This is a genomic window from Streptomyces sp. AN091965 (assembly GCF_022698285.1).
Taxonomy (GTDB): domain Bacteria; phylum Actinomycetota; class Actinomycetes; order Streptomycetales; family Streptomycetaceae; genus Streptomyces.
This window is the reverse complement of record NZ_JALDMY010000001.1, coordinates 4,294,364-4,313,930: the sequence shown is the minus strand read 5'-3', so window position 1 is coordinate 4,313,930 and position 19,567 is coordinate 4,294,364. Positions and strand designations below refer to the sequence as shown.

Annotated in this window: 15 protein-coding genes and 1 riboswitch; of the genes, 13 read left to right on the top strand and 2 right to left on the bottom strand. The window is 72.9% G+C overall.

Annotated elements, in window-relative coordinates; translation table 11 throughout:
- The first annotated feature begins 169 nt into the window (after window positions 1-169).
- Together MQV74_RS18020 and mfd are read left to right on the top strand one after the other, a co-directional pair.
- Complete coding sequence (locus MQV74_RS18020; protein WP_242718925.1) at window positions 170-754, top strand: phospholipase A2; 585 nt, start codon at window positions 170-172, stop codon at window positions 752-754.
- Window positions 755-941: 187 nt separating this feature from the next.
- Window positions 942-4,481 carry a transcription-repair coupling factor gene (gene mfd / locus MQV74_RS18015; RefSeq protein WP_242718923.1) on the top strand — a complete coding sequence of 1,180 codons (3,540 nt, stop codon included), beginning with the start codon at window positions 942-944 and terminating at the stop codon, window positions 4,479-4,481.
- A 36-nt stretch (window positions 4,482-4,517) separates the two neighbouring features.
- On the opposite strand, the gene MQV74_RS18010 is transcribed toward mfd, so the two are convergent.
- Window positions 4,518-4,943: a nuclear transport factor 2 family protein gene (locus MQV74_RS18010; RefSeq protein WP_242718921.1), complete on the bottom strand. Its 426-nt coding sequence runs from the start codon at window positions 4,941-4,943 to the stop codon at window positions 4,518-4,520.
- A 285-nt stretch (window positions 4,944-5,228) separates the two neighbouring features.
- On the opposite strand from MQV74_RS18010, the gene MQV74_RS18005 reads away from it, so the two are divergent.
- On the top strand, window positions 5,229-5,930 hold the full coding sequence (locus tag MQV74_RS18005; protein ID WP_242718919.1) for an HNH endonuclease family protein: 702 nt from the start codon (window positions 5,229-5,231) through the stop codon (window positions 5,928-5,930).
- Between the two features lie 49 nt (window positions 5,931-5,979).
- Window positions 5,980-6,744 carry an N-acetyltransferase gene (locus MQV74_RS18000; RefSeq protein WP_242718917.1) on the top strand — a complete coding sequence of 255 codons (765 nt, stop codon included), beginning with the start codon at window positions 5,980-5,982 and terminating at the stop codon, window positions 6,742-6,744.
- A 51-nt stretch (window positions 6,745-6,795) separates the two neighbouring features.
- Here the strand turns inward: MQV74_RS18000 and MQV74_RS17995 are convergent, their stop codons facing one another.
- Window positions 6,796-7,611: a hypothetical protein gene (locus MQV74_RS17995; protein WP_242718915.1), complete on the bottom strand. Its 816-nt coding sequence runs from the start codon at window positions 7,609-7,611 to the stop codon at window positions 6,796-6,798.
- Window positions 7,612-7,938: 327 nt separating this feature from the next.
- Here MQV74_RS17995 and MQV74_RS17990 point away from each other — a divergent pair, with 327 nt between their 5' ends.
- The 9 genes from MQV74_RS17990 to eno all read left to right on the top strand — a co-directional run bounded on the left by MQV74_RS17990 (window position 7,939) and on the right by eno (window position 19,481).
- Window positions 7,939-10,065 carry an N-6 DNA methylase gene (locus MQV74_RS17990; RefSeq protein WP_242728799.1) on the top strand — a complete coding sequence of 709 codons (2,127 nt, stop codon included), beginning with the start codon at window positions 7,939-7,941 and terminating at the stop codon, window positions 10,063-10,065.
- Between the two features lie 198 nt (window positions 10,066-10,263).
- Window positions 10,264-10,773 carry a hypothetical protein gene (locus MQV74_RS17985; RefSeq protein ID WP_308402382.1) on the top strand — a complete coding sequence of 170 codons (510 nt, stop codon included), beginning with the start codon at window positions 10,264-10,266 and terminating at the stop codon, window positions 10,771-10,773.
- Window positions 10,770-12,308: a serine/threonine-protein kinase gene (locus MQV74_RS17980; protein WP_278194883.1), complete on the top strand. Its 1,539-nt coding sequence runs from the start codon at window positions 10,770-10,772 to the stop codon at window positions 12,306-12,308. The genes MQV74_RS17985 and MQV74_RS17980 overlap by 4 nt, the downstream gene beginning before the upstream one ends.
- Window positions 12,309-12,487: 179 nt before the next feature.
- A complete protein-coding gene (locus MQV74_RS17975; protein ID WP_242718911.1) occupies window positions 12,488-13,126 on the top strand; it encodes a SurA N-terminal domain-containing protein in 639 nt (212 codons plus the stop codon).
- A gap of 20 nt (window positions 13,127-13,146) precedes the next feature.
- Complete coding sequence (locus tag MQV74_RS17970) at window positions 13,147-14,130, top strand: nucleoside triphosphate pyrophosphohydrolase (protein ID WP_374120639.1); 984 nt, start codon at window positions 13,147-13,149, stop codon at window positions 14,128-14,130.
- A 154-nt stretch (window positions 14,131-14,284) separates the two neighbouring features.
- Window positions 14,285-15,580 (top strand): cytochrome P450 family protein, encoded by a 1,296-nt coding sequence (locus MQV74_RS17965; RefSeq protein WP_242718907.1) that lies wholly within the window; start codon window positions 14,285-14,287, stop codon window positions 15,578-15,580.
- A 127-nt stretch (window positions 15,581-15,707) separates the two neighbouring features.
- Window positions 15,708-16,811, top strand: a complete 1,104-nt coding sequence (locus tag MQV74_RS17960) for a transglycosylase family protein (protein WP_242718905.1) — start codon at window positions 15,708-15,710, stop codon at window positions 16,809-16,811.
- Between the two features lie 191 nt (window positions 16,812-17,002).
- A riboswitch (cyclic di-AMP (ydaO/yuaA leader) is annotated at window positions 17,003-17,188 on the top strand.
- A 4-nt stretch (window positions 17,189-17,192) separates the two neighbouring features.
- A complete protein-coding gene (locus tag MQV74_RS17955) occupies window positions 17,193-17,933 on the top strand; it encodes a LysM peptidoglycan-binding domain-containing protein (protein WP_242718903.1) in 741 nt (246 codons plus the stop codon).
- A 261-nt stretch (window positions 17,934-18,194) separates the two neighbouring features.
- Window positions 18,195-19,481, top strand: coding sequence for a phosphopyruvate hydratase (gene eno / locus MQV74_RS17950; RefSeq protein WP_242718901.1), 1,287 nt, complete (start codon window positions 18,195-18,197; stop codon window positions 19,479-19,481).
- The last annotated feature ends 86 nt before the right edge of the window (window positions 19,482-19,567 follow it).

Below are 19,567 nucleotides of genomic sequence, written 5' to 3'. Positions count from 1 at the left end.
GCACGGCCGGGGCACTGTGGTGTGCGCCACGGTATGCGCTCTCTTTGGATCTTCCCTTTCCGGGGGCCGGGCGATGGGCTAATTTGCTCTCGGTCGATGTGCTCCGCCCGGAACTGCCCGGGCGGTGAGGCGTCGGCCGTAAACGGGGAACAACGGGGAATGGAGAAAAGTGAATAAAGCGTGTATCTCTCTCGGGGGTGCCCTGCTGGCCGGCGCGGTCGTCGCCACCTCGGCACTGCCCGCCGCCGCGGACGCGGAACCGACGGCTCCCGCCGTGGTCCAGGGCGCCGCGAAGGCGGACGCCTCCGCGACGGTGCTGCCCATGGTCGGCGCCGCCTACCGGCTGAAGAAGCTCAAGGCCCTGACGATCAAGGGCAATGCCTCGCGTGACGAGTGGTTCAAGTACCTGGGCCTCTACCGGCAGGGTTCGAACTATTTCCGGTTCAATTGGGACACCGACTACTGCTCGGGTCCCGCGACCGAGAAGCAGCCCGGTGGTTACGATTTCACCTTCTCTTGCTACCGGCATGACTTCGGTTACCGGAACTACAAGAAGTACGCCGGTGAGTACAATTTCAAGACGCACCACCGGAAGCGCATTGACGACGTATTCCTGCAGGACATGCAGAACCAGTGCGGCAGGAAGTTCTGGGCCGACCCGCTCACGCCCGCCCTGCGCAAGAAGATGAAGGCGGCCTGCAACAAGACGGCGAAGACGTACTACAACGCCGTCCGCACCGCCGGGCACCTCTAGAGCGGAAGCAGGAACCAGGGCCGGGCCCGGTGGCATCCCACCGGGCCCGGTGGCGCTCGGAGACGCCTTCTGTACAGTCCCTGGATCGGGTGGGTGGTGGTGGGGCGACGTACCCTGGAGGCCCCCCGGCCCGTGAGACGTGTCGGGTGGTTCGCGTTGTCCACGCCCCCGGACGGGATGCCCCTTCATGACCCTGCACGGACTGCTGGACGCCGTCGTCAAGGACGCGGCCCTCACCGAAGCGGTGAAGGCGGCCACAGACGGCAACCGGCACCACATCGACCTCGTCGGTCCCCCGGCCGCCCGGCCCTTCGCCGTGGCCGCCCTCGCGCGCGAGACACGGCGGACCGTGCTCGCCGTGACGGCCACCGGCCGCGAGGCCGAGGACCTGGCCGCGGCGCTGCGCACGATCCTGCCGCCGGAAGGCGTGGCCGAGTACCCCTCGTGGGAGACGCTGCCGCACGAGCGGCTGAGCCCGCGCAGCGACACCGTGGGCCGCCGCCTGGCCGTCCTTCGCCGCCTCGCGCACCCGAGCACCGACGGCGCCGACCCCGAGACGGGCCCCGTGAGCGTGGTCGTGGCGCCCGTGCGCTCCGTGCTCCAGCCCCAGGTCAAGGGGTTGGGCGACCTGGAGCCCGTGGCCCTGCGCACCGGGCACGCGGCCGACCTCAACGACGTGGTCGACGCGCTCGGCGCCGCCGCGTACTCCCGCGTGGAGCTGGTGGAGAAGCGCGGCGAGTTCGCTGTGCGCGGCGGCATCCTCGACGTCTTCCCGCCCACCGAGGAGCACCCCCTGCGGGTGGAGTTCTGGGGCGACGACGTGGAGGAGATCCGCTACTTCAAGGTCGCCGACCAGCGGTCCCTGGAGGTGGCCGAGCACGGCCTGTGGGCGCCGCCGTGCCGGGAGCTGCTGCTCACCGACGACGTGCGCGCCCGCGCCCGGGAGCTCGCCGAGGCCCACCCCGAGCTGGGCGAACTGCTCGGCAAGATCGCCGAGGGCATCGCCGTCGAGGGCATGGAGTCCCTCGCCCCGGTGCTCGTGGACGACATGGAGCTGCTGCTCGACGTGCTGCCCGAGGGCGCGATGGCCGTGGTGTGCGACCCGGAGCGGGTGCGGACGCGGGCCGCCGACCTGGTGGCGACGAGCCAGGAGTTCCTCCAGGCGAGCTGGGCGGCCACGGCCGGCGGCGGCGAGGCCCCCATCGACGTGGGCGCGGCCTCGCTGTGGGGCATCGCGGACGTCCGCGACCGGGCCCGGGAGCTCGGCATGATGTGGTGGTCGGTGAGCCCGTTCGCGGCCGACCTCGACGCGGACGACGACACGCTCACGCTCGGCATGCACGCCCCGGACACCTACCGCGGGGACACGGCGAAGGCGCTGGCCGACACCAAGGGCTGGCTGGCCGACGGCTGGCGGACGGTGTACGTCACGGAGGGCCACGGCCCGGCCGCCCGCACCGTCGAGGTGCTCGGCGGCGAGGGCATCGCGGCCCGCCTGGACGCGGACCTCGCCGAGATCGCCCCGTCCGTGGTGCACGTGGCCTGCGGCTCCATCGACTACGGCTTCGTCGACCAGCGGCTGCGGCTCGCCGTCCTGACGGAGACCGACCTCACCGGCCAGAAGGCCGCGGGCAAGGACGGGCAGCGCATGCCCGCCCGCCGCCGCAAGACCATCGACCCGCTCACCCTGGAGCCGGGCGACTACATCGTCCACGAGCAGCACGGCGTGGGCCGCTACATCGAGATGGTGCAGCGGACGGTTCAGGGCGCGACGCGTGAATACCTGGTCGTCGAGTACGCGCCCGCCAAGCGCGGCCAGCCCGGCGACCGCCTGTACATCCCGACGGACCAGCTGGAGCAGATCACCAAGTACGTGGGCGGCGAGGCCCCCACGCTGCACCGGCTCGGCGGCGCCGACTGGACCAAGACCAAGGCCCGTGCGAAGAAGGCGGTCAAGGAGATCGCCGCGGACCTGATCAAGCTGTACTCGGCGCGGATGGCGGCCCCCGGCCACACCTTCGGCCCCGACACGCCCTGGCAGCGCGAGCTGGAGGACGCCTTCCCGTACGCGGAGACGCCCGACCAGCTCACGACGATCGCCGAAGTCAAGGAGGACATGGAGAAGTCGGTCCCGATGGACCGGCTGATCTGCGGCGACGTCGGCTACGGCAAGACGGAGATCGCGGTGCGCGCCGCGTTCAAGGCCGTCCAGGACGGCAAGCAGGTCGCCGTCCTGGTCCCGACGACGCTCCTGGTGCAGCAGCACTTCGGCACGTTCACGGAGCGCTACGGCCAGTTCCCCGTGAACGTACGGGCGCTCAGCCGCTTCCAGAGCGACACCGAGTCGAAGGCGACCCTGGAGGGTCTGCGCGAGGGCTCGGTCGACATCGTCATCGGCACGCACCGCCTCTTCTCCTCCGAGACGAAGTTCAAGGACCTGGGCCTGGTCATCGTCGACGAGGAGCAGCGCTTCGGCGTCGAGCACAAGGAGCAGCTGAAGAAGCTGCGCGCCAACGTGGACGTCCTGACGATGTCGGCCACCCCCATTCCCCGGACGCTCGAAATGGCCGTCACCGGCATCCGCGAGATGTCAACGATCACGACGCCGCCGGAGGAGCGCCACCCGGTGCTCACCTTCGTGGGGCCGTACGAGGAGAAGCAGATCGGCGCGGCCGTCCGCCGTGAACTGCTGCGCGAGGGCCAGGTCTTCTACATCCACAACCGGGTGGAGTCCATCGACCGGGCCGCCGCCCGGCTGCGCGAGGTCGTGCCGGAGGCGCGGATCGCCACCGCCCACGGCCAGATGTCCGAGCAGGCCCTGGAGCAGGTCGTGGTGGACTTCTGGGAGAAGAAATTCGACGTACTCGTGTCCACGACGATCGTCGAGTCCGGCATCGACATCTCCAACGCCAACACCCTGATCGTGGAGCGCGGCGACAACTTCGGCCTGAGCCAGCTGCACCAGCTGCGCGGCCGTGTCGGCCGCGGCCGCGAGCGCGGCTACGCGTACTTCCTGTACCCGCCGGAGAAGCCGCTCACGGAGACCGCGCACGAGCGGCTCGCGACGATCGCCCAGCACACCGAGATGGGCGCGGGCATGTACGTGGCGATGAAGGACCTGGAGATCCGCGGCGCGGGCAATCTGCTCGGCGGCGAGCAGTCCGGGCACATCGCGGGCGTCGGCTTCGACCTGTACGTCCGCATGGTCGGCGAGGCCGTCGCGGACTACCGCAAGTCCCTGGAGGGCGGCGGCGTCGAGGAGGAGGCGCCTCTGGAGGTGAAGATCGAGCTGCCGGTCGACGCGCACGTCCCGCACGACTACGCGCCCGGCGAGCGGCTCCGTCTCCAGGCCTACCGCGCGATCGCCTCCGCCAACTCCGAGGGCGACGTCAAGGCGGTCCGTGAGGAGCTCACCGACCGCTACGGCAAGCTGCCGGAGCCGGTCGAGAACCTGCTGCTCGTGGCGGGCCTGCGGATGCTGGCCCGCGCCTGCGGGGTGGGCGAGATCGTGCTCCAGGGCACGAACATCCGCTTCGCTCCGGTGGAGCTGAGGGAGTCCCAGGAGCTGCGCCTGAAGCGGCTCTACCCCGGCTCGGTCATCAAGGGGGCCGCGCACCAGGTGCTCGTGCCCCGGCCGAAGACCGCGAAGGTCGGCGGCAAGCCGCTGGTCGGGCGGGAACTGCTCGGCTGGGTGGGGGAGTTCCTGGCCTCGGTCCTCGGGTCGTAGCCGGACGGCGTGCGCGCCCAGGGGCCCGGGGCGGGCTCAGGGCGTGCACGCCGCCGCGATGGAGAGGCTGTTCTCGTACAGGTGGTGCCGGGTGATCCGGCCGTCCTCGACGGTCAGGCGCAGGGCGAACGGGCCCTCGAAGGACTTCCCGGTGGCGCGTACGGTGCCCGACAGACGGCCCATGATCACGGCGTCCTGCCCGCTCACCAGGTAGGTGTCGACGTCGGCCCGCGCGTCCTCGGCGACCGTGTGGCTCGCCAGCTCCGCTCCCTGGGCGGCGCATTCGGCGCCGGTGGAGCGCGGGCGTATCCACGGCACGACCGGGTTCTCGGCGAGCAGCCAGTCGACGTCGTCGGCGAAGATCTCGGTGAGGCGCGCGGTGTCGTTCGCGAGGCGCGCGGCGAAGAAGGCGTCGACGGTGGCGCGGGTGGCGTCCTCGACCGTACGGGCTTCCGTGACCATGGGAACTCCCTCGTTGACGTGACCGGCCCCCTGCGCGGGGCCTGTTGACGCCCTTGAGGCTGCCAGGGCGCGCGGCAGCGCGCGATTACCTCGGAGGTAGTGCCCCGAAGGGGCGCGGGGCTGTGCCGATGTGCGGCTCTGCCCCGCGGGCGCGACCAGCCACCACGAACCCGCAGGTTGCCGACGGCCGAACACGGCAATGCAAGTACGGTGGGGACCGTTCCATGGGGAGGGAAATCAGTGAGGTTCGGAGTCACGGGGCGGCGCGCGGCCGCTCACGCTGTCGTGCTTGTTGTCGCCCTCGGCGGCCTGGCCGCCTGCGATGGCGGGGACAAGGACGGGAGGGACGGGGCGAAGGAGGGCGGCGCGCCCGGCGGGCGCGCGGGCTCCGCGCTGGCCGCCGTGGACTCACTGACCGTCAAGGGCCGTGCCCCCAAGACCGGTTACGAGCGCGCGCGCTTCGGCAGCGCCTGGGCCGACACCGACTCCAACGGCTGCGGCACCCGCGACGACATACTCAAGCGGGACCTGAAGGACGTGAGGTTCCGGGGCGGCGGCTGCGTGGTCACCGCGGGGACGCTCGCGCCCGACCCGTACACCGGCAAGGACGTGACGTTCACGCGCGGCCGCAGCCGCGTCGACATCGACCACGTCGTGGCGCTCTCGGACGCCTGGCAGAAGGGCGCGCAGCGCTGGGACGCGAGCAAGCGCATCGCCCTCGCCAACGACCCCCTGAACCTGCTCGCCGTCGACGCGGGCCCCAACCGCGGCAAGGGCGACGGCGACACCGCGACGTGGCTGCCGCCGGACAAGGGCTTCCGGTGCACGTACGTGGCCCGGCAGGTGGCCGTGAAGAAGAAGTACGAGCTGTCAGTGACGGGCGCCGAGCGCGACGCGATGCGCAAGGTCCTCTCCGGCTGCCCGCAGGAGAAGCTGCCCGGCGGCGGCAGTCCGACCCGGGCCCCGGAGCGCTTCCGGGCGCGGTGACGCACGAATTCGGTGGGCGGGCCGGGTCCGCGCCGCTAGCGTGCTGTGCGTGGACTTGACGATTACCACCCTCGCCGAGCGTCCCGGTCTCGCCGAGCCGATGTGGGCCATGGACGACTCCTGGGACGAGTTCGTGGGCCACGACCTGGTCGCCCGGTCGCACATGAGCCGGATCCCCGACGAGTTCCCGGAGTACGTCCTGCTGGCCACGGACGGTCAGGAGCGGGTGGTGGCGCGGGCGTTCAGCGTGCCGTTCGCGCTGCGCTCCGAGGAGCGGGGCGGCAGCCGTGGCGAGCTGCCGGACGGGGGCTGGGACCAGGTCCTGGTCTGGGCGTTCGCCGATCGGCGGTACGGCGACGAGACGGACACGGTCAGTGCGATCGAGGTCGTCGTCGACCCCGCGCGCCAAGGACACGGCCTCTCCGGCCGGATGGTGGCCGCGATGCGGGAGAACGCGCGCGCCCAGGGCTTCGCGGAGGTCGTCGCGCCGGTGCGGCCCACCGCCAAGCACCGGGAGCCCGCGACGTCGATGGAGGAGTACGCGCGGCGCACCCGCGACGACGGCCTGCCGTACGACCCGTGGCTGCGCGTCCACGCCCGCGTGGGCGGCGTCATCGCGAAGGTGGCGCCGGCGTCGATGACGGTGTCGGGTTCGCTCGCGCAGTGGCGGGAGTGGACGGGGCTGCCGTTCGACGGATCGGGCGGGGAGCGTCTCGTCGAGGTGCCGGGCGCGCTCGTGCCGGTGTACTGCACGCCGGAGCGCGACTGCGCGGTCTACGTCGAGCCGAACGTGTGGGTGCGGCACGCCCTGTGACAGGGGTGCCGCGGGGCCCGGCGGGCGCCGGCCGGCCGGGCCCTGCGGGTGTCAGCCGTCCAGCTTGTCGAGGTCGAGCACGTCGCCCTTGGGCGGGGTGGCCTTCACGGGCTTGTCGAAGTCGGTGAAGACGATCGTGTCCCGCTTCTTGCCCTTGCCGGGGTCGTTGACCGCCTTCAGGAGGTACGGCTTGCCCTCGGTGGCCACGTAGAGCGTCGCCCGGCCCTCGCCGTCGGACTCGTGCAGGGCGATCGCCGGGGTGCCGTCGACGGTGGTGGCCTTGCCCTTGCGCGCCGCCGACTCGGCGTCCTTGAAGTCGGCGAGGACCGTCTTCAGGTCGCAGAACTGGTCGAAGTCCTTCTGGTCGGACTTCGTCGTCGTGGTCTTCACCCAGCGGTCCGCCATCATGTCGATCGACGCCTGGACGTCGGCCTTCGGCTCGCCCTTCATCTCGGAGCGCAGGAACGCGGCGTCGTTCCGCATGTACACCGTCCTGCCCGTGCCGATCAGGTCGACCGAGCCCTCGCCGCCGGTGCCGATGGTGCCGACGCAGCTCCCCTTGGTGTCGAGCGCGAGGTCGATGGAGCCCGGGCCGCCGCCCTCCGACATGGACCCCTTCATCCGGACCGAGGACGCGCCGGACGTCGCCTTCATGGCCTTGGCGACGATCTGGGGCCCCGAGAGGTCCGCGAACGGGTCCTTCTTCTTCGCGGCCGCCGACTTCTTGGTGTCGTCGGACTTGTCGCCCCCGCAGGCCGTGAGCGTGACGGTCGCGGCGGTGGCGAGGCAGAGCGCGGCGAAGGCGGTGCGGCGCGAGTAGGCGTGCATGGAGAGTCCCCCCAGGGAGTTCGTGTTCAGCTCGGACATCAGACCAGATGCTTGTGAACCGAGTCAACACCGTTCACAGTCCATGGTGGGTTAACGGTCGTGAAAGGGGTTCGCCCGACTCGCCTGGGTAGGCTCGGCGTCACACGCGGTGGGCGGTGACCGACGCGCGCCGCACGCGGGATCGATGGGACGAGGGGCGGGCCAGTGGGGACCAGCGGGCCGACGCGGCCGGGCGGGAGCACGGGGGACGCGACGTACGGCGGGACGCACGACGTGGCGCATGACGCGACGCGCGACGTGGCGCAGGGCACGACGCGCGACGCGACGTACGGCGACGGCGGGGCGGCCGGGCCGGGTGCCACCGAGGTGACCGCCGCCGGGATCGCCCGCCTCGCCGGGGTCGGCCGCGCCGCCGTCAGCAACTGGCGCCGCCGCCACGCCGACTTCCCCAAGCCCGTCGGCGGCACCGACACCAGCCCGTCCTTCGCGCTCGCCGAGGTCGAGCGGTGGCTGCGCGGCCAGGGCAAGCTCTCCGAAGTACCGCTGCGCGAACGGGTCTGGCAGCAGCTCGCGGGACACCCCGCGGGCCCCGTCACCGCCCTGCTGCACGCGGGCTGCGGCCTGCTCCTCGTGCACGACCGGCACACCGACTGGCTGCGCCTGAGCGCGGTGTCCGACGCGCACCTGGCACGGCAGCTCCCGGACGCCCTGGACGCCGTGCTCACGCCGAGGTTCGGCAAGCCGCGGCGCACCCGCGCCGTGCCCGTCCCCGCGACGCCCGACCTCCTGCCGTCGGTCCCGCTGCTGCGCTCCGCCGCCGAACTCGCCGCCGAACTCGGCGCGCACAAGGCGTACGAGTTCCTGCTCGGCCGCCACCTCGACGCCAACCCCCGGCAGTACACGCTCACCCCCCAGGGCCCCGCCGAGCTCATGGCCGAGCTCGCCGGGCCCGCCCGCAGCGTGCTCGACCCTGCCTGCGGCACCGGCGCCCTCCTCCGGGCCGCCGCCGGCGCCCCCGGCCAGCAGCTCTACGGCCAGGACAGCGCCGCCGACCTCGCCGCGCTCACCGCGCTGCGCCTGGCCCTCGGCTCCGATGCCCCGGCCACCGTGCGCACCGCCGCCGCCGACACCCTGCGCGCCGACGCCCACCCGGACGTCGCCGTCGACGCCGTCCTGTGCCACCCGCCGTTCAACGACCGCAACTGGGGCCACGACGAGCTGTCCTACGACGCCCGCTGGGAGTACGGCCTGCCGGCGCGCACCGAGTCCGAACTCGCCTGGGTGCAGCACGCCCTCGCCCGGCTGCGCGACGGCGGCACCGCCGTCCTGCTGATGCCGCCCGCCGCCGCGTCCCGCCGCTCGGGGCGCCGCATCCGCGCCGACCTGCTGCGCCGCGGCGCCCTGCGCGCCGTGATCGCCCTGCCGCCGGGGGCGGCGCCCCCGTACAACCTGCCGCTGCACGTCTGGGTCCTGCGCAGGCCGGGCCCCGGCGTGCCCGCGGCCCCCGAGGCCCTCCTCGTCGAGGCGGCCGGGGCCACGGCCGCCGCCGACGGCAGGCACCCCGACCCCCGGCACCCCGAGTCCCGCCACACCGACGGGCGCGACCCGCGCGCCTGGCCGCCGGTGCAGGACGCCGTGCTCGACGCCTACCGCCGCTTCGAGCGGCACGGCACCCTCGCCGAGATCCCCGGCTTCGCCCTGTCCGTGCCCGTGCTCGACCTCCTCGACGACGAGGTCGACCTGGCGCCCGCGCGCCGCCTGCCGCCCCGGGCCGCGGGCGGCGGCGCGAAGGAGCTGCGCGCGGTCCGCGACCGGCTCGGCGAGACCCTGCGCCTGACCGCCGACCTCACCCCGCCGCGGGCCGCGCCCGCCACCCCCGACACGGCCCGCTGGCCGCTCACCACCGTCGGCGAACTGGCCCGCGCGGGCCACCTGGTGATCCACACCGGCGGCGGCGTCGGCGCCCCCGGGGTGCCCGTCCTCACCGACCACGACGTGCTCACCGGCGCGCCGCCCGCCGTCCCGGCCGCGCCCCACGACGACACCGCCCTGTCCGTGCGGCCGGAGCAGCCCGTACTCACCGAGCCCGGCGACGTCGTCGTGCCCGTCTCCGGCACCGCCGCCGCCCGCGTCGTCGACGGGGCCACCGCGGGCGCCGCCCTCGGCCGCGGCCTCGCCCTGCTCCGCCCCGACCCGGCGGCGCTCGACCCCTGGTTCCTCGCCGGGTTCCTGCGCGGCACGGCCAACACCCGCCAGGCCAGCAGCTACGCCTCCACCTCCGCCCGGCTCGACGTGCGCCGCCTCCAGCTGCCCCGCCTCCCGCCCGAGCGCCAGCGCGGCTACGGCGAGCGGTTCCGCGCGCTCGCCGCCTTCGAGGACGCGCTGCGGCTCGCGGGCCGCCTGGGCGAGCAACTGGTGCGCGGGATGTACGACGGGCTGACGGACGGCTCGGTGGCCCCGGGGGAACCGGTGGCGCCGGGGGAACCGGACTGACACGTACCCGCGTGACCAGTACGACAACGGTTCGGTACAACCCGATCCGGGTCCGCGGAGTCGGCCTATACGCTCGAATCCTCAACCGTCCGTCTCGTCAGGTAACCAGGAGCAGCCATGCACGGCCACGGCTATGCGCCGCCGCCCCCGCCGGCCCCTTCGGGACCGACGGGCCCGACGACGGGGGCGCCTGTGACGATGCGCGTGCTGTTCGTCGTGCTCGCCGCCCTGACGTGCGGCCTGCTGGCGTGGGCCGCGATGCTCCGGCTCGCGCTCGTCACGCGCGCCGTCCGCGACTGGGTGCTCTTCGTGGCCGTCGTCGCCCTCGACGTGCTCGCCGTCGTACTCATCGGCGTCGACAAGGGCGACGAGGAGTTCACCGGGCCCGGCAACACGGGCATGACGATCCTCGTCGCCACCCTGGTGCCCGTGATCGCCTACTACCTGACCATGGACATCCGCCACCACGCGCGGCTCGCCCGCGCCCAGGCCCCGTACCAGCAGACGCAGTTCCCGGGCTACCCCCCGCAGCAGGCCCCGCCCGCGTACGGCTACCCGACGCAGAACACGCCCGTCCCCGCGCCCGCGCCGACCCCGGCGCCGCCGCCGAACCCGCCGGGCCGCCAGGCGCCCGCCCGCATCGACCAGGTCCGCGCCGAGCTCGACGAGCTGAGCGACTACCTGCGCAAGCAGGAAGGCGGCAGCTGACCGTGGCGGCGGGGACCGACCGACGCGTCGTCGCCGGGCGCTACGAGCTGGCCACCCTCATCGGCCAGGGCGGCATGGGCCAGGTCTGGACGGCGTACGACCAGCGCCTGGACCGCCGCGTCGCGGTCAAACTCCTGCGCCCGGACAAGGTCGCGGGCGCCGAGGCCGACGAGCTGCGCCGCCGCTTCATCCGCGAGTGCCGCGTCACCGCGCAGGTCGACCACCCCGGCCTGGTCACCGTGCACGACGCGGGCAGCGACGACGACGACCTCTACCTCGTCATGCAGTACGTCGACGGCGCCGACCTCGGCGACCACCTCGCCGAGCACACGCCCTACCCCTGGCAGTGGGCCGTCGCCGTCGCCGCCCAGCTGTGCGCCGTGCTCTCCGCGGTGCACGCCGTGCCGATCGTGCACCGCGACCTCAAGCCGCGGAACGTGATGGTCCGCCAGGACGGCACGCTCACCATCCTCGACCTCGGCATCGCCTCGGTCATGGACACCGACACCACCCGGCTCACCCACACCGGCTCCCCGATCGGCAGCCCCTCGTACATGGCGCCGGAGCAGGCCATGGGCGGCGCCGTCGGCCCGTACACCGACCTGTACGCGCTCGGCGTGCTGCTCCACGAACTCCTCAGCGGCGACGTGCCGTTCTCCGGCTCGACCGCCCTCGGCGTGCTGCACCGGCACCTGTACGAGCCGCCGCTGCCGGTGCGCAGGCTGCGCCCCGAGGTCCCCGAGTCCGTCGAGTCCCTGGTCCTGCGGCTGCTCGCCAAGGACCCCCAGCACCGGCCCGCCAGCGCCCAGGACGTCTACGAGGAGCTGGTGCCGCTGCTGCCCCCGCGCTCCGCGCCCTCCGGCCGCCCGCTCGACCCGACCCGCCCCTTCCTGCGCCCGCACGCGCCCTGGCCCGACCGGGCCGCGACCCCCGCCGCCACGCCGCAGGCCCAGCCGCCCCGGCCCGGCCACGGCCAGGACGTGGCCCGCGCCGTCGACGAGGTCAAGCGGCTGCTCGGCGAGGGCCGCATCACCCAGGCCGTCGACGTGCTCGGCTCGATCCTGCCGGCCGCCGCCGCCCAGCACGGCGAGCACTCGCCCGTCGTCCGCACCCTGCGCAAGCAGTACGCGGCCACGCTGATGGACGACGGCCAGTACCGCCGCGCCCTGCCCGAGCTGCGCCGCCTCGCCGACCAGCGCGCCGCCGAGTCCGGCCACGCCGACCCGCAGTCCCTCCAGTTCCGCTACGAGGCGGCCCAGTGCCTGGAGCAGCTCGGCGAACCGGCCGCGGCCCTGGCCGAGTACCGCGCGCTGCTCCCTTACTACGAGAACCAGTACGCGACCGACGACATCCGCCAGTCCCTGGAGATCCGCCGCCGCATCGGCCACCTCCTGCTCGCCCTCGGCGACCGCTCGGCGGCCCACGACACGCTGGCCCGCCTCGTCCTGGACGCGGAGCGCGTCCACGGCATCGGGCATCCCTTCCCCGCGGAGATCCGCAGAACCCTCCAGTGGCTGGGGCAAGTGCGCGGATAGGGCGGATTCCGGGCGCCGGGGGTGCCCCAACTCCCGGTGAGTCGTTGGTGGTGGCGCGTCCCCCTGAACGAACCGGACGAGTTCTGGGGGAAGGGTGGCCGAGACGACCACCGCTGCCTACCATCGATCACCGCAAGACTTTGTGCAGCGAAGCACAATCTCTCCACCGGGAGGCCAACTTGCACCGCCGCCGTCGCACCGCGCTCCTCCTCTCCGCCGCGGCCGTCGCCGCTGCCCCGCTCCTCACCGCCTGCGGCAGTGACGCGCGCCCCGGCGCCGCGGCCGTCGTGGGCGACGACCGCATCACGGTGGCGCAGCTCGAACACCGGGTGAACGAGGTGCGCTCCGCGCAGCGCGCCGCCGTCCCCGACGACCGGCAGTACGAGCAGGTCATCGCCAAGACCGGCAGCCTCACCCGCAACACGCTGCACACGATGGTCCTCGACCGGGTCCTGCACCGCGCCGCGCGCGACGCCGGGGTCACCGTCACCCGCAAGGAGATCCAGACCACCCGCGCCGACATGGCGAAGCAGACGGGCGGCCGCAAGGCCCTGGAGGCGAGCTGGCTCCAGCAGTACAACGTCGCGCCCAAGCGCCTCGACGACAGCATCCGCACGGAGATCGAGGCCCGGAAGCTGTCGACGAAGCTCGGCGCCGACATGACCTCCAAGGCGGGCCAGGACGCCTTCTGGGCCGCCCTGTCCAAGGCCTCCAAGAAGCTCGACGTCGATGTGAACCCGCGCTACGGCACGTGGGACACCACCCAGAACAAGCGGGTCGACACCAAGACCCCCTGGCTCCGCGAAGCGGCGGCCTGACCCCGTCGTCCAGCAGGGCCGTGGGTTACGTTCGAGCGGTGAACGAAACCCCGGCGGGGCGCGTCGTCCTGCTCACCACCAGCCACCGCGTAGCCCCCGGCCTCCTGTCCTGGCCCGCCTGGCAGGCCCTGCACGGCGCCGACGACGTGCTGTGCGCCGACGCCGCCCATCCGCAGCTGCCGTATCTGCGCGAGGCGGGCGTCGACGTCAAGCAGGCCGCGCCCACCGCCGAGGAACTGGTGCGCGCCTGCGCGGGCGGCCGCACCGTCCTGGTCGTGGCCACGGCCGAGGGCGACCGGCCGCTGACGGACGGCCTGGCCCGGCTGGCGGGCTCCGGCCGCCACGCCATGCCGGACCTGGAGCTGCTCCCCGCCTCGTACGACCTGCCGGGCGCCCGCCTCCTCGACCTCGTCCAGGTCATGGACCGCATCCGGGCCGAGTGCCCGTGGTCGTCGCGGCAGACCCACAAGAGCCTCGCGAAGTACGGCATCGAGGAGGCCTACGAACTGGTGGAGGCGATCGAGGACGGCGACCGCACGGAGCTCCGCGAGGAGCTGGGCGACGTCCTGCTCCAGGTCGTCTTCCACGCGCGCATCGCGGAGGAGGACGAGGAGGCGCCCTTCTCCGTGGACGACGTGGCGGGCACCATCGTCGACAAGCTCATCCACCGCCACCCCCACGTCTTCGGCGACGACACGGCGTCGACGCCCGAGGAGGTCAAGGCGCACTGGCTGCGCACCAAGGCGGTGGAGAAGCAGCGCGACTCCGTGACGGAGGGCATCCCCCTCGGCCAGCCGGGCCTCGCCCTCGCCGCCAAGCTCGCCTCCCGCGCCCGCACGGCAGCCCTGGACGTCCCCCTGCCGACGGGCGAGGGCATCGGCTACGAACTCCTGGCGATGGCCGTCCGCGCGGAAGCCGCGGGCGTCGACCCGGAAGCCGCGCTACGGGCAGCGGCCCGCGCCTACCGGGACGCGATCCGGACGACGGAGACGGCGGAAGGCTGAAACACAGCCGTGAGCGGCGACAGTTTCAGCCCGTCCGGCGTTTGAGGACGAGGCGCGGAGCGCCGAAAAAGCAGGGGCGCGGGGGCGGGCCCCCGGTTCGGGACGGGGCGGGCCTGGGGCGCACCGCGAGGGACGGGCGGCTACCGTCGACCGCATGCACGACACGCCCCCCGTCCCCCCAGAGCCCGAGCTGTTCACCTGGGAGTTCGCCTCCGACCCCTACCCCGCGTACGCCTGGCTGCGCGAGCACGCCCCGGTGACGAAGCGGCGCCTGCCGAGCGGCGTGGAGGCCTGGCTGGTCACCCGCTACGCGGACGCGCGGCAGGCCCTCGCCGACCAGCGGCTCAGCAAGAACCCGGCCCACCACGACGAGCCCGCGCACGCCAAGGGCAAGACCGGCATCCCGGGCGAGCGCAAGGCCGAGCTGATGACGCATCTGCTGAACATCGACCCGCCGGACCACACCCGGCTGCGCCGCCTGGTGTCGAAGGCGTTCACGCCGCGCCGCGTGGCGGAGTTCGAGTCCCGGGTGCAGGAGCTGACGGACCAGCTCATCGACGGCTTCGCGGAGCGGGGCGAGGCCGACCTCATCCACGAGTTCGCGTTCCCGCTGCCGATCTACGCCATCTGCGACATGCTCGGCGTACCGCGCGAGGACCAGGACGACTTCCGGGACTGGGCCGGGATGATGATCCGACACGGCGGAGGCCCGCGCGGCGGCGTGGCGCGCTCGGTGAAGAAGATGCGCGGCTACCTCGCCGAGCTCATCCACCGCAAGCGGGAGTCCCTCGCGGACGAGGGCGACGACGACCTGATCTCCGGGCTCATCCGCGCCTCCGACCACGGCGAGCACCTCACCGAGAACGAGGCCGCGGCGATGGCCTTCATCCTGCTGTTCGCCGGCTTCGAGACGACCGTCAACCTCATCGGGAACGGCACGTACGCCCTGCTCACCCACCCCGAGCAGCGGGCCCTGCTGCAGCGCTCCCTGGCCGCGGGCGACACCGGCCTCCTCGCCACGGGCCTGGAGGAACTCCTGCGCTACGACGGGCCCGTGGAGCTTGCCACCTGGCGGTTCGCCACCGAGCCGCTGCGCATCGGCGGCCAGGACATCGCGGCGGGCGACCCGGTGCTCGTCGTGCTCGCCGCAGCCGACCGCGACCCCGACCGCTTCGCCGAGCCCGACCGCCTCGACCTCTCGCGCCGCGACAACCAGCACCTCGGCTACGGCCACGGCATCCACTACTGCCTCGGCGCCCCGCTGGCCCGGCTGGAGGGGCAGACCGCCCTGGCCACCCTCCTGCGCCGCCTGCCCGACCTGCAACTGGCCGCGGCCCCGGAGGAGTTGAGGTGGCGCGGCGGGCTCATCATGCGGGGCCTCAGGACGTTGCCGGTGCGTTTCACACCCGCCCCGCGGGTCACTCGTGCTGATGGGCCGTCAACAATGTGACTTTCGCGTGATCTCGGCTGAACCGACTTGTGACTGGCGTTCGAGTGCCGCTACGTTCACGACGGCCCGGCACCCGCGCGCTCGCGCTCGCGCCGCGCCCGACCTGTCGTCCACGAAAGGCACCTGCATGCTCTCCGGCCAAGGCCGTCACCGTCGCCCCCGCCAGGTCCCGGCGATCCTCGTCACGGCGGGCGTCACCGGATCCGCCATCGCCATCCCGCTCCTCGGCGCGTCGAGCGCGAGCGCGGCGGACGCCGAGACGTGGGACAAGGTCGCGGAGTGCGAGAGCGGCGGCGCGTGGAGCGCCAAGGGCAGCGGCTACTACGGCGGCCTCCAGCTCACCCAGGACACCTGGGAGCAGTACGGCGGCCTCTCGTACGCGCCGACTGCCGACCAGGCGAGCCGCTCGCAGCAGATCCACGTCGCCGAGAACGTGCTCGCCGACCGCGGCCCCGACGCCTGGCCGAACTGCGCCCCGGCCGCGGGTCTGACGACGGGCGGCGCGGCCGCCGACGTCGACCCGGGCCTGCCGACGACCCCGCCGCGCCCCGCGGACTCCGACGAGTCCACGACGTCCGGCAAGGGTGAGGACGAGGGCAAGGGCAAGGAGAAGGACAAGGGCGAGGAGAAGGACGCGAAGGGCGGGCGCGAGGACGCCGCCGCGGACGCGGACGGCTCCGAGAAGGCCGAGAAGCCCGGGAGTTCCGCCGACGCGCGAGACAAGAGTCACGAAGCGGACGGCCGGGACGGCGGCGCCGACCGCGCCGACGAGGGCGGCAAGAGCGACGAGCGCGGCGGCAAGCACCGCAAGCCCGCCGCCGACGGCTCCGACAAGTCCGGTGCGGACGACAGCGCTTCGCCGCGGGAGTCCGACAGCGCGGGGCCCGGCACGGACGACGCGTCCGAGAGCGGCTCCTCGGGCCGTCACCGCGGCGACCGCGCCGACGAGAACGCCCCGTCCGGCGACACCGGTCCCGGCCGTCACGCCTCGCGCGGCGACGCGCGGGACGTCCCCGGCGCCGAGCGCCCCGCGGGCACGTACACGGTCCGCTCCGGCGACAACCTCTCGGCGATCGCCGACAGCCACGACCTTGACGGCGGCTGGACGGATCTGTACGCGGGCAACAAGAAGACGGTCGGCTCCGACCCGGACCTCATCCTCCCCGGTCAGCGGCTCGAACTGAGCGCGGACGACAAGGAAGTGACCGAGGGGAAGCCGGGCGGGAAGTAGGGCGAAAGCCTGGCAGTTCGCGATGAATGTCCGGTTTAAAGACGGTGAGAGGCAAGTGAGAGATGGGTCTCAGAAGCCCTGATCGTCTTTGAAATTCGGATGATTGCCTGACTACGGTCATGACCGCTCGCCACAGCGGGCCCCGCCGGTCGGTACGCCGAATCCTGCCAACGGCCGGACGGGAACAGTCGTCGCTTCGAGCGCCGAAGGCAGGAGCGGGGGACCCAAGGTAAGTGCCGGGCCCGGACGTTGAGCGGTCGCCAGACCGCGGGACGCACGGACACGGCTAGGGGTGAAGTCGCGCGCTAGGACGTGCGGCCGGGCACTCACCCGCCCGAACCCGACAGCTCACCTCGCAGGCGTCGGTGAGGGGATCACTTCATGCTGCGTTCCGGCAAGGGCAAGCACCGTCGTCCGACCAAGCTCGACAAGGCCACCCGCGCCGCCACCGTCGTCGGTGTCACCGGTGCCGCTGTCGCCGCCCCGCTGATGGCGGCCGGCACGGCCAACGCCGCCACCCCGGCCGAGTGGGACCGCGTCGCCGCGTGCGAGTCCGGCGGCAACTGGTCCATCAACACCGGCAACGGCTACTACGGCGGCCTCCAGTTCTCCGCCTCGACCTGGGCCGCGTACGGCGGCACCCAGTACGCGCCCACCGCCGACAAGGCGTCCAAGGCGCAGCAGATCGAGATCGCCCAGAAGGTCCTCGCGGGCCAGGGCAAGGGCGCCTGGCCGAAGTGCGGCGTGGGCCTGTCCAGCTCCCCGTACACCGGCGGCGGTTCCTCCGGCGGCGGCCAGCAGCAGCCGCAGCAGCAGACCAAGCCGCGGCCGCAGCAGCAGGCCCAGCCGCAGCAGCAGGCCGCGCCCAAGCCGCAGGCCCAGCCGCAGCACCAGCCGCAGCAGGCCGCCCCGCAGGTCGAGAAGAAGACCGTCCAGACCCCGACCGGCAAGGTCGTGAAGAAGGGCGACGGCGAGTACAAGGTCGAGTCCGGCGACACCCTCTCCAAGATCGCCGAGGAGCACGACGTCAAGGGTGGCTGGCAGAAGCTGTACCAGCTGAACGACGACATCGTCTCCGACGCCGACTTCATCTACCCGGGCCAGCAGCTGCACCTCAGCTGACCCGCCCCGGCCCCGGCAGCGCCCGGAGCCGCCCCGTCCCCATGGGCTACCGCCCCGGTGCGCGTCCCCCCGCCGCACCGGGGCGGTACCTTTTTGTCCGGTAGTTTGTTTGCTGAGGGAACTATCCGCGTTCGGCCCGTCGGCCCGTCCATGTGCTGGGCGGTCGGATGGCCGATGCCCCGGAGCCGGTTAGGCTCGTGTCGCAGGGGCCAGCGCGGCCCCTAGTACCCCCGCGTACCCCGCGTCACATCCCATAAGGAGATGCTCGTGCCGTCCATCGACGTCGTCGTAGCCCGGGAAATCCTGGACTCCCGAGGCAATCCCACGGTCGAGGTCGAGGTCGGCCTCGACGACGGCTCCACCGGCCGTGCCGCCGTCCCGTCCGGCGCCTCCACCGGCGCCTTCGAGGCCATCGAACTCCGTGACGGAGACGCCAACCGCTACGGCGGCAAGGGCGTGGAGAAGGCCGTTCTCGCCGTCATCGAGCAGATCGGCCCGGAGCTCGTCGGCTACGACGCCACCGAGCAGCGCCTGATCGACCAGGCCATGTTCGACCTGGACGCCACGGACAACAAGGGCTCGCTCGGCGCCAACGCCATCCTCGGCGTCTCCCTCGCCGTGGCCCACGCCGCCTCCGAGGCCTCCGACCTGCCGCTCTTCCGCTACCTCGGCGGCCCGAACGCGCACCTGCTGCCGGTGCCGATGATGAACATCCTGAACGGCGGATCCCACGCGGACTCCAACGTCGACATCCAGGAGTTCATGATCGCCCCGATCGGCGCGGAGTCCTTCTCCGAGGCCCTGCGCTGGGGCGCCGAGGTCTACCACACGCTGAAGAAGGTCCTGAAGGCCAAGGGCCTGTCCACCGGCCTCGGCGACGAGGGCGGCTTCGCGCCGAACCTGGAGTCCAACCGCGCCGCCCTCGACCTCATCGTCGAGGCCATCAAGCAGGCCGGTTACGTCCCGGGCGAGCAGATCGCGCTGGCGCTCGACGTCGCCGCGTCCGAGTTCTACAAGGACGGCGCTTACGAGTTCGAGGGCAAGTCCCGCTCGGCCGCCGAGATGACCGACTACTACGCCGAGCTGGTCTCCGCGTACCCGCTGGTCTCCATCGAGGACCCGCTGTACGAGGACGACTGGGACGGCTGGAAGATCATCACCGAGAAGCTGGGCGACAAGGTCCAGATCGTCGGCGACGACCTCTTCGTCACCAACCCCGAGCGCCTCCAGCGCGGCATCGACGAGGACGCCGCCAACGCACTGCTCGTCAAGGTCAACCAGATCGGCTCGCTGACCGAGACCCTGGACGCCGTCGAGCTGGCCCAGCGCAACGGCTTCAAGTGCATGATGTCCCACCGCTCCGGCGAGACCGAGGACGTCACCATCGCCGACCTCGCCGTCGCGGTGAACTGCGGCCAGATCAAGACCGGCGCCCCGGCCCGCTCGGACCGCGTCGCCAAGTACAACCAGCTGCTTCGCATCGAGGAGATCCTCGACGACGCCGCGGTGTACGCGGGCCGCAGCGCGTTCCCGCGCTTCAAGGGCTGAGCCGCTTCCAGGGCTAAGGCCTAGCCAGTCGTACGTACGTCCCCGTACTCGGTCCCGTACCGTGTGCGGGGACGTACGCACGTACT

Bases quoted from the DNA above. Each gene is read 5' to 3' on its own strand.
- mfd (WP_242718923.1), top strand. From the start codon at position 942: ATGACCCTGCACGGACTGCTGGACGCCGTCGTCAAGGACGCGGCCCTC.
- MQV74_RS18010 (WP_242718921.1), bottom strand. From the start codon at position 4,943: ATGGTCACGGAAGCCCGTACGGTCGAGGACGCCACCCGCGCCACCGTC.
- MQV74_RS17995 (WP_242718915.1), bottom strand. From the start codon at position 7,611: ATGTCCGAGCTGAACACGAACTCCCTGGGGGGACTCTCCATGCACGCC.
- MQV74_RS17985 (WP_308402382.1), top strand. From the start codon at position 10,264: ATGCGCGTGCTGTTCGTCGTGCTCGCCGCCCTGACGTGCGGCCTGCTG.
- MQV74_RS17965 (WP_242718907.1), top strand. From the start codon at position 14,285: ATGCACGACACGCCCCCCGTCCCCCCAGAGCCCGAGCTGTTCACCTGG.
- MQV74_RS17960 (WP_242718905.1), top strand. From the start codon at position 15,708: ATGCTCTCCGGCCAAGGCCGTCACCGTCGCCCCCGCCAGGTCCCGGCG.
- MQV74_RS17955 (WP_242718903.1), top strand. From the start codon at position 17,193: ATGCTGCGTTCCGGCAAGGGCAAGCACCGTCGTCCGACCAAGCTCGAC.
- eno (WP_242718901.1), top strand. From the start codon at position 18,195: ATGCTCGTGCCGTCCATCGACGTCGTCGTAGCCCGGGAAATCCTGGAC.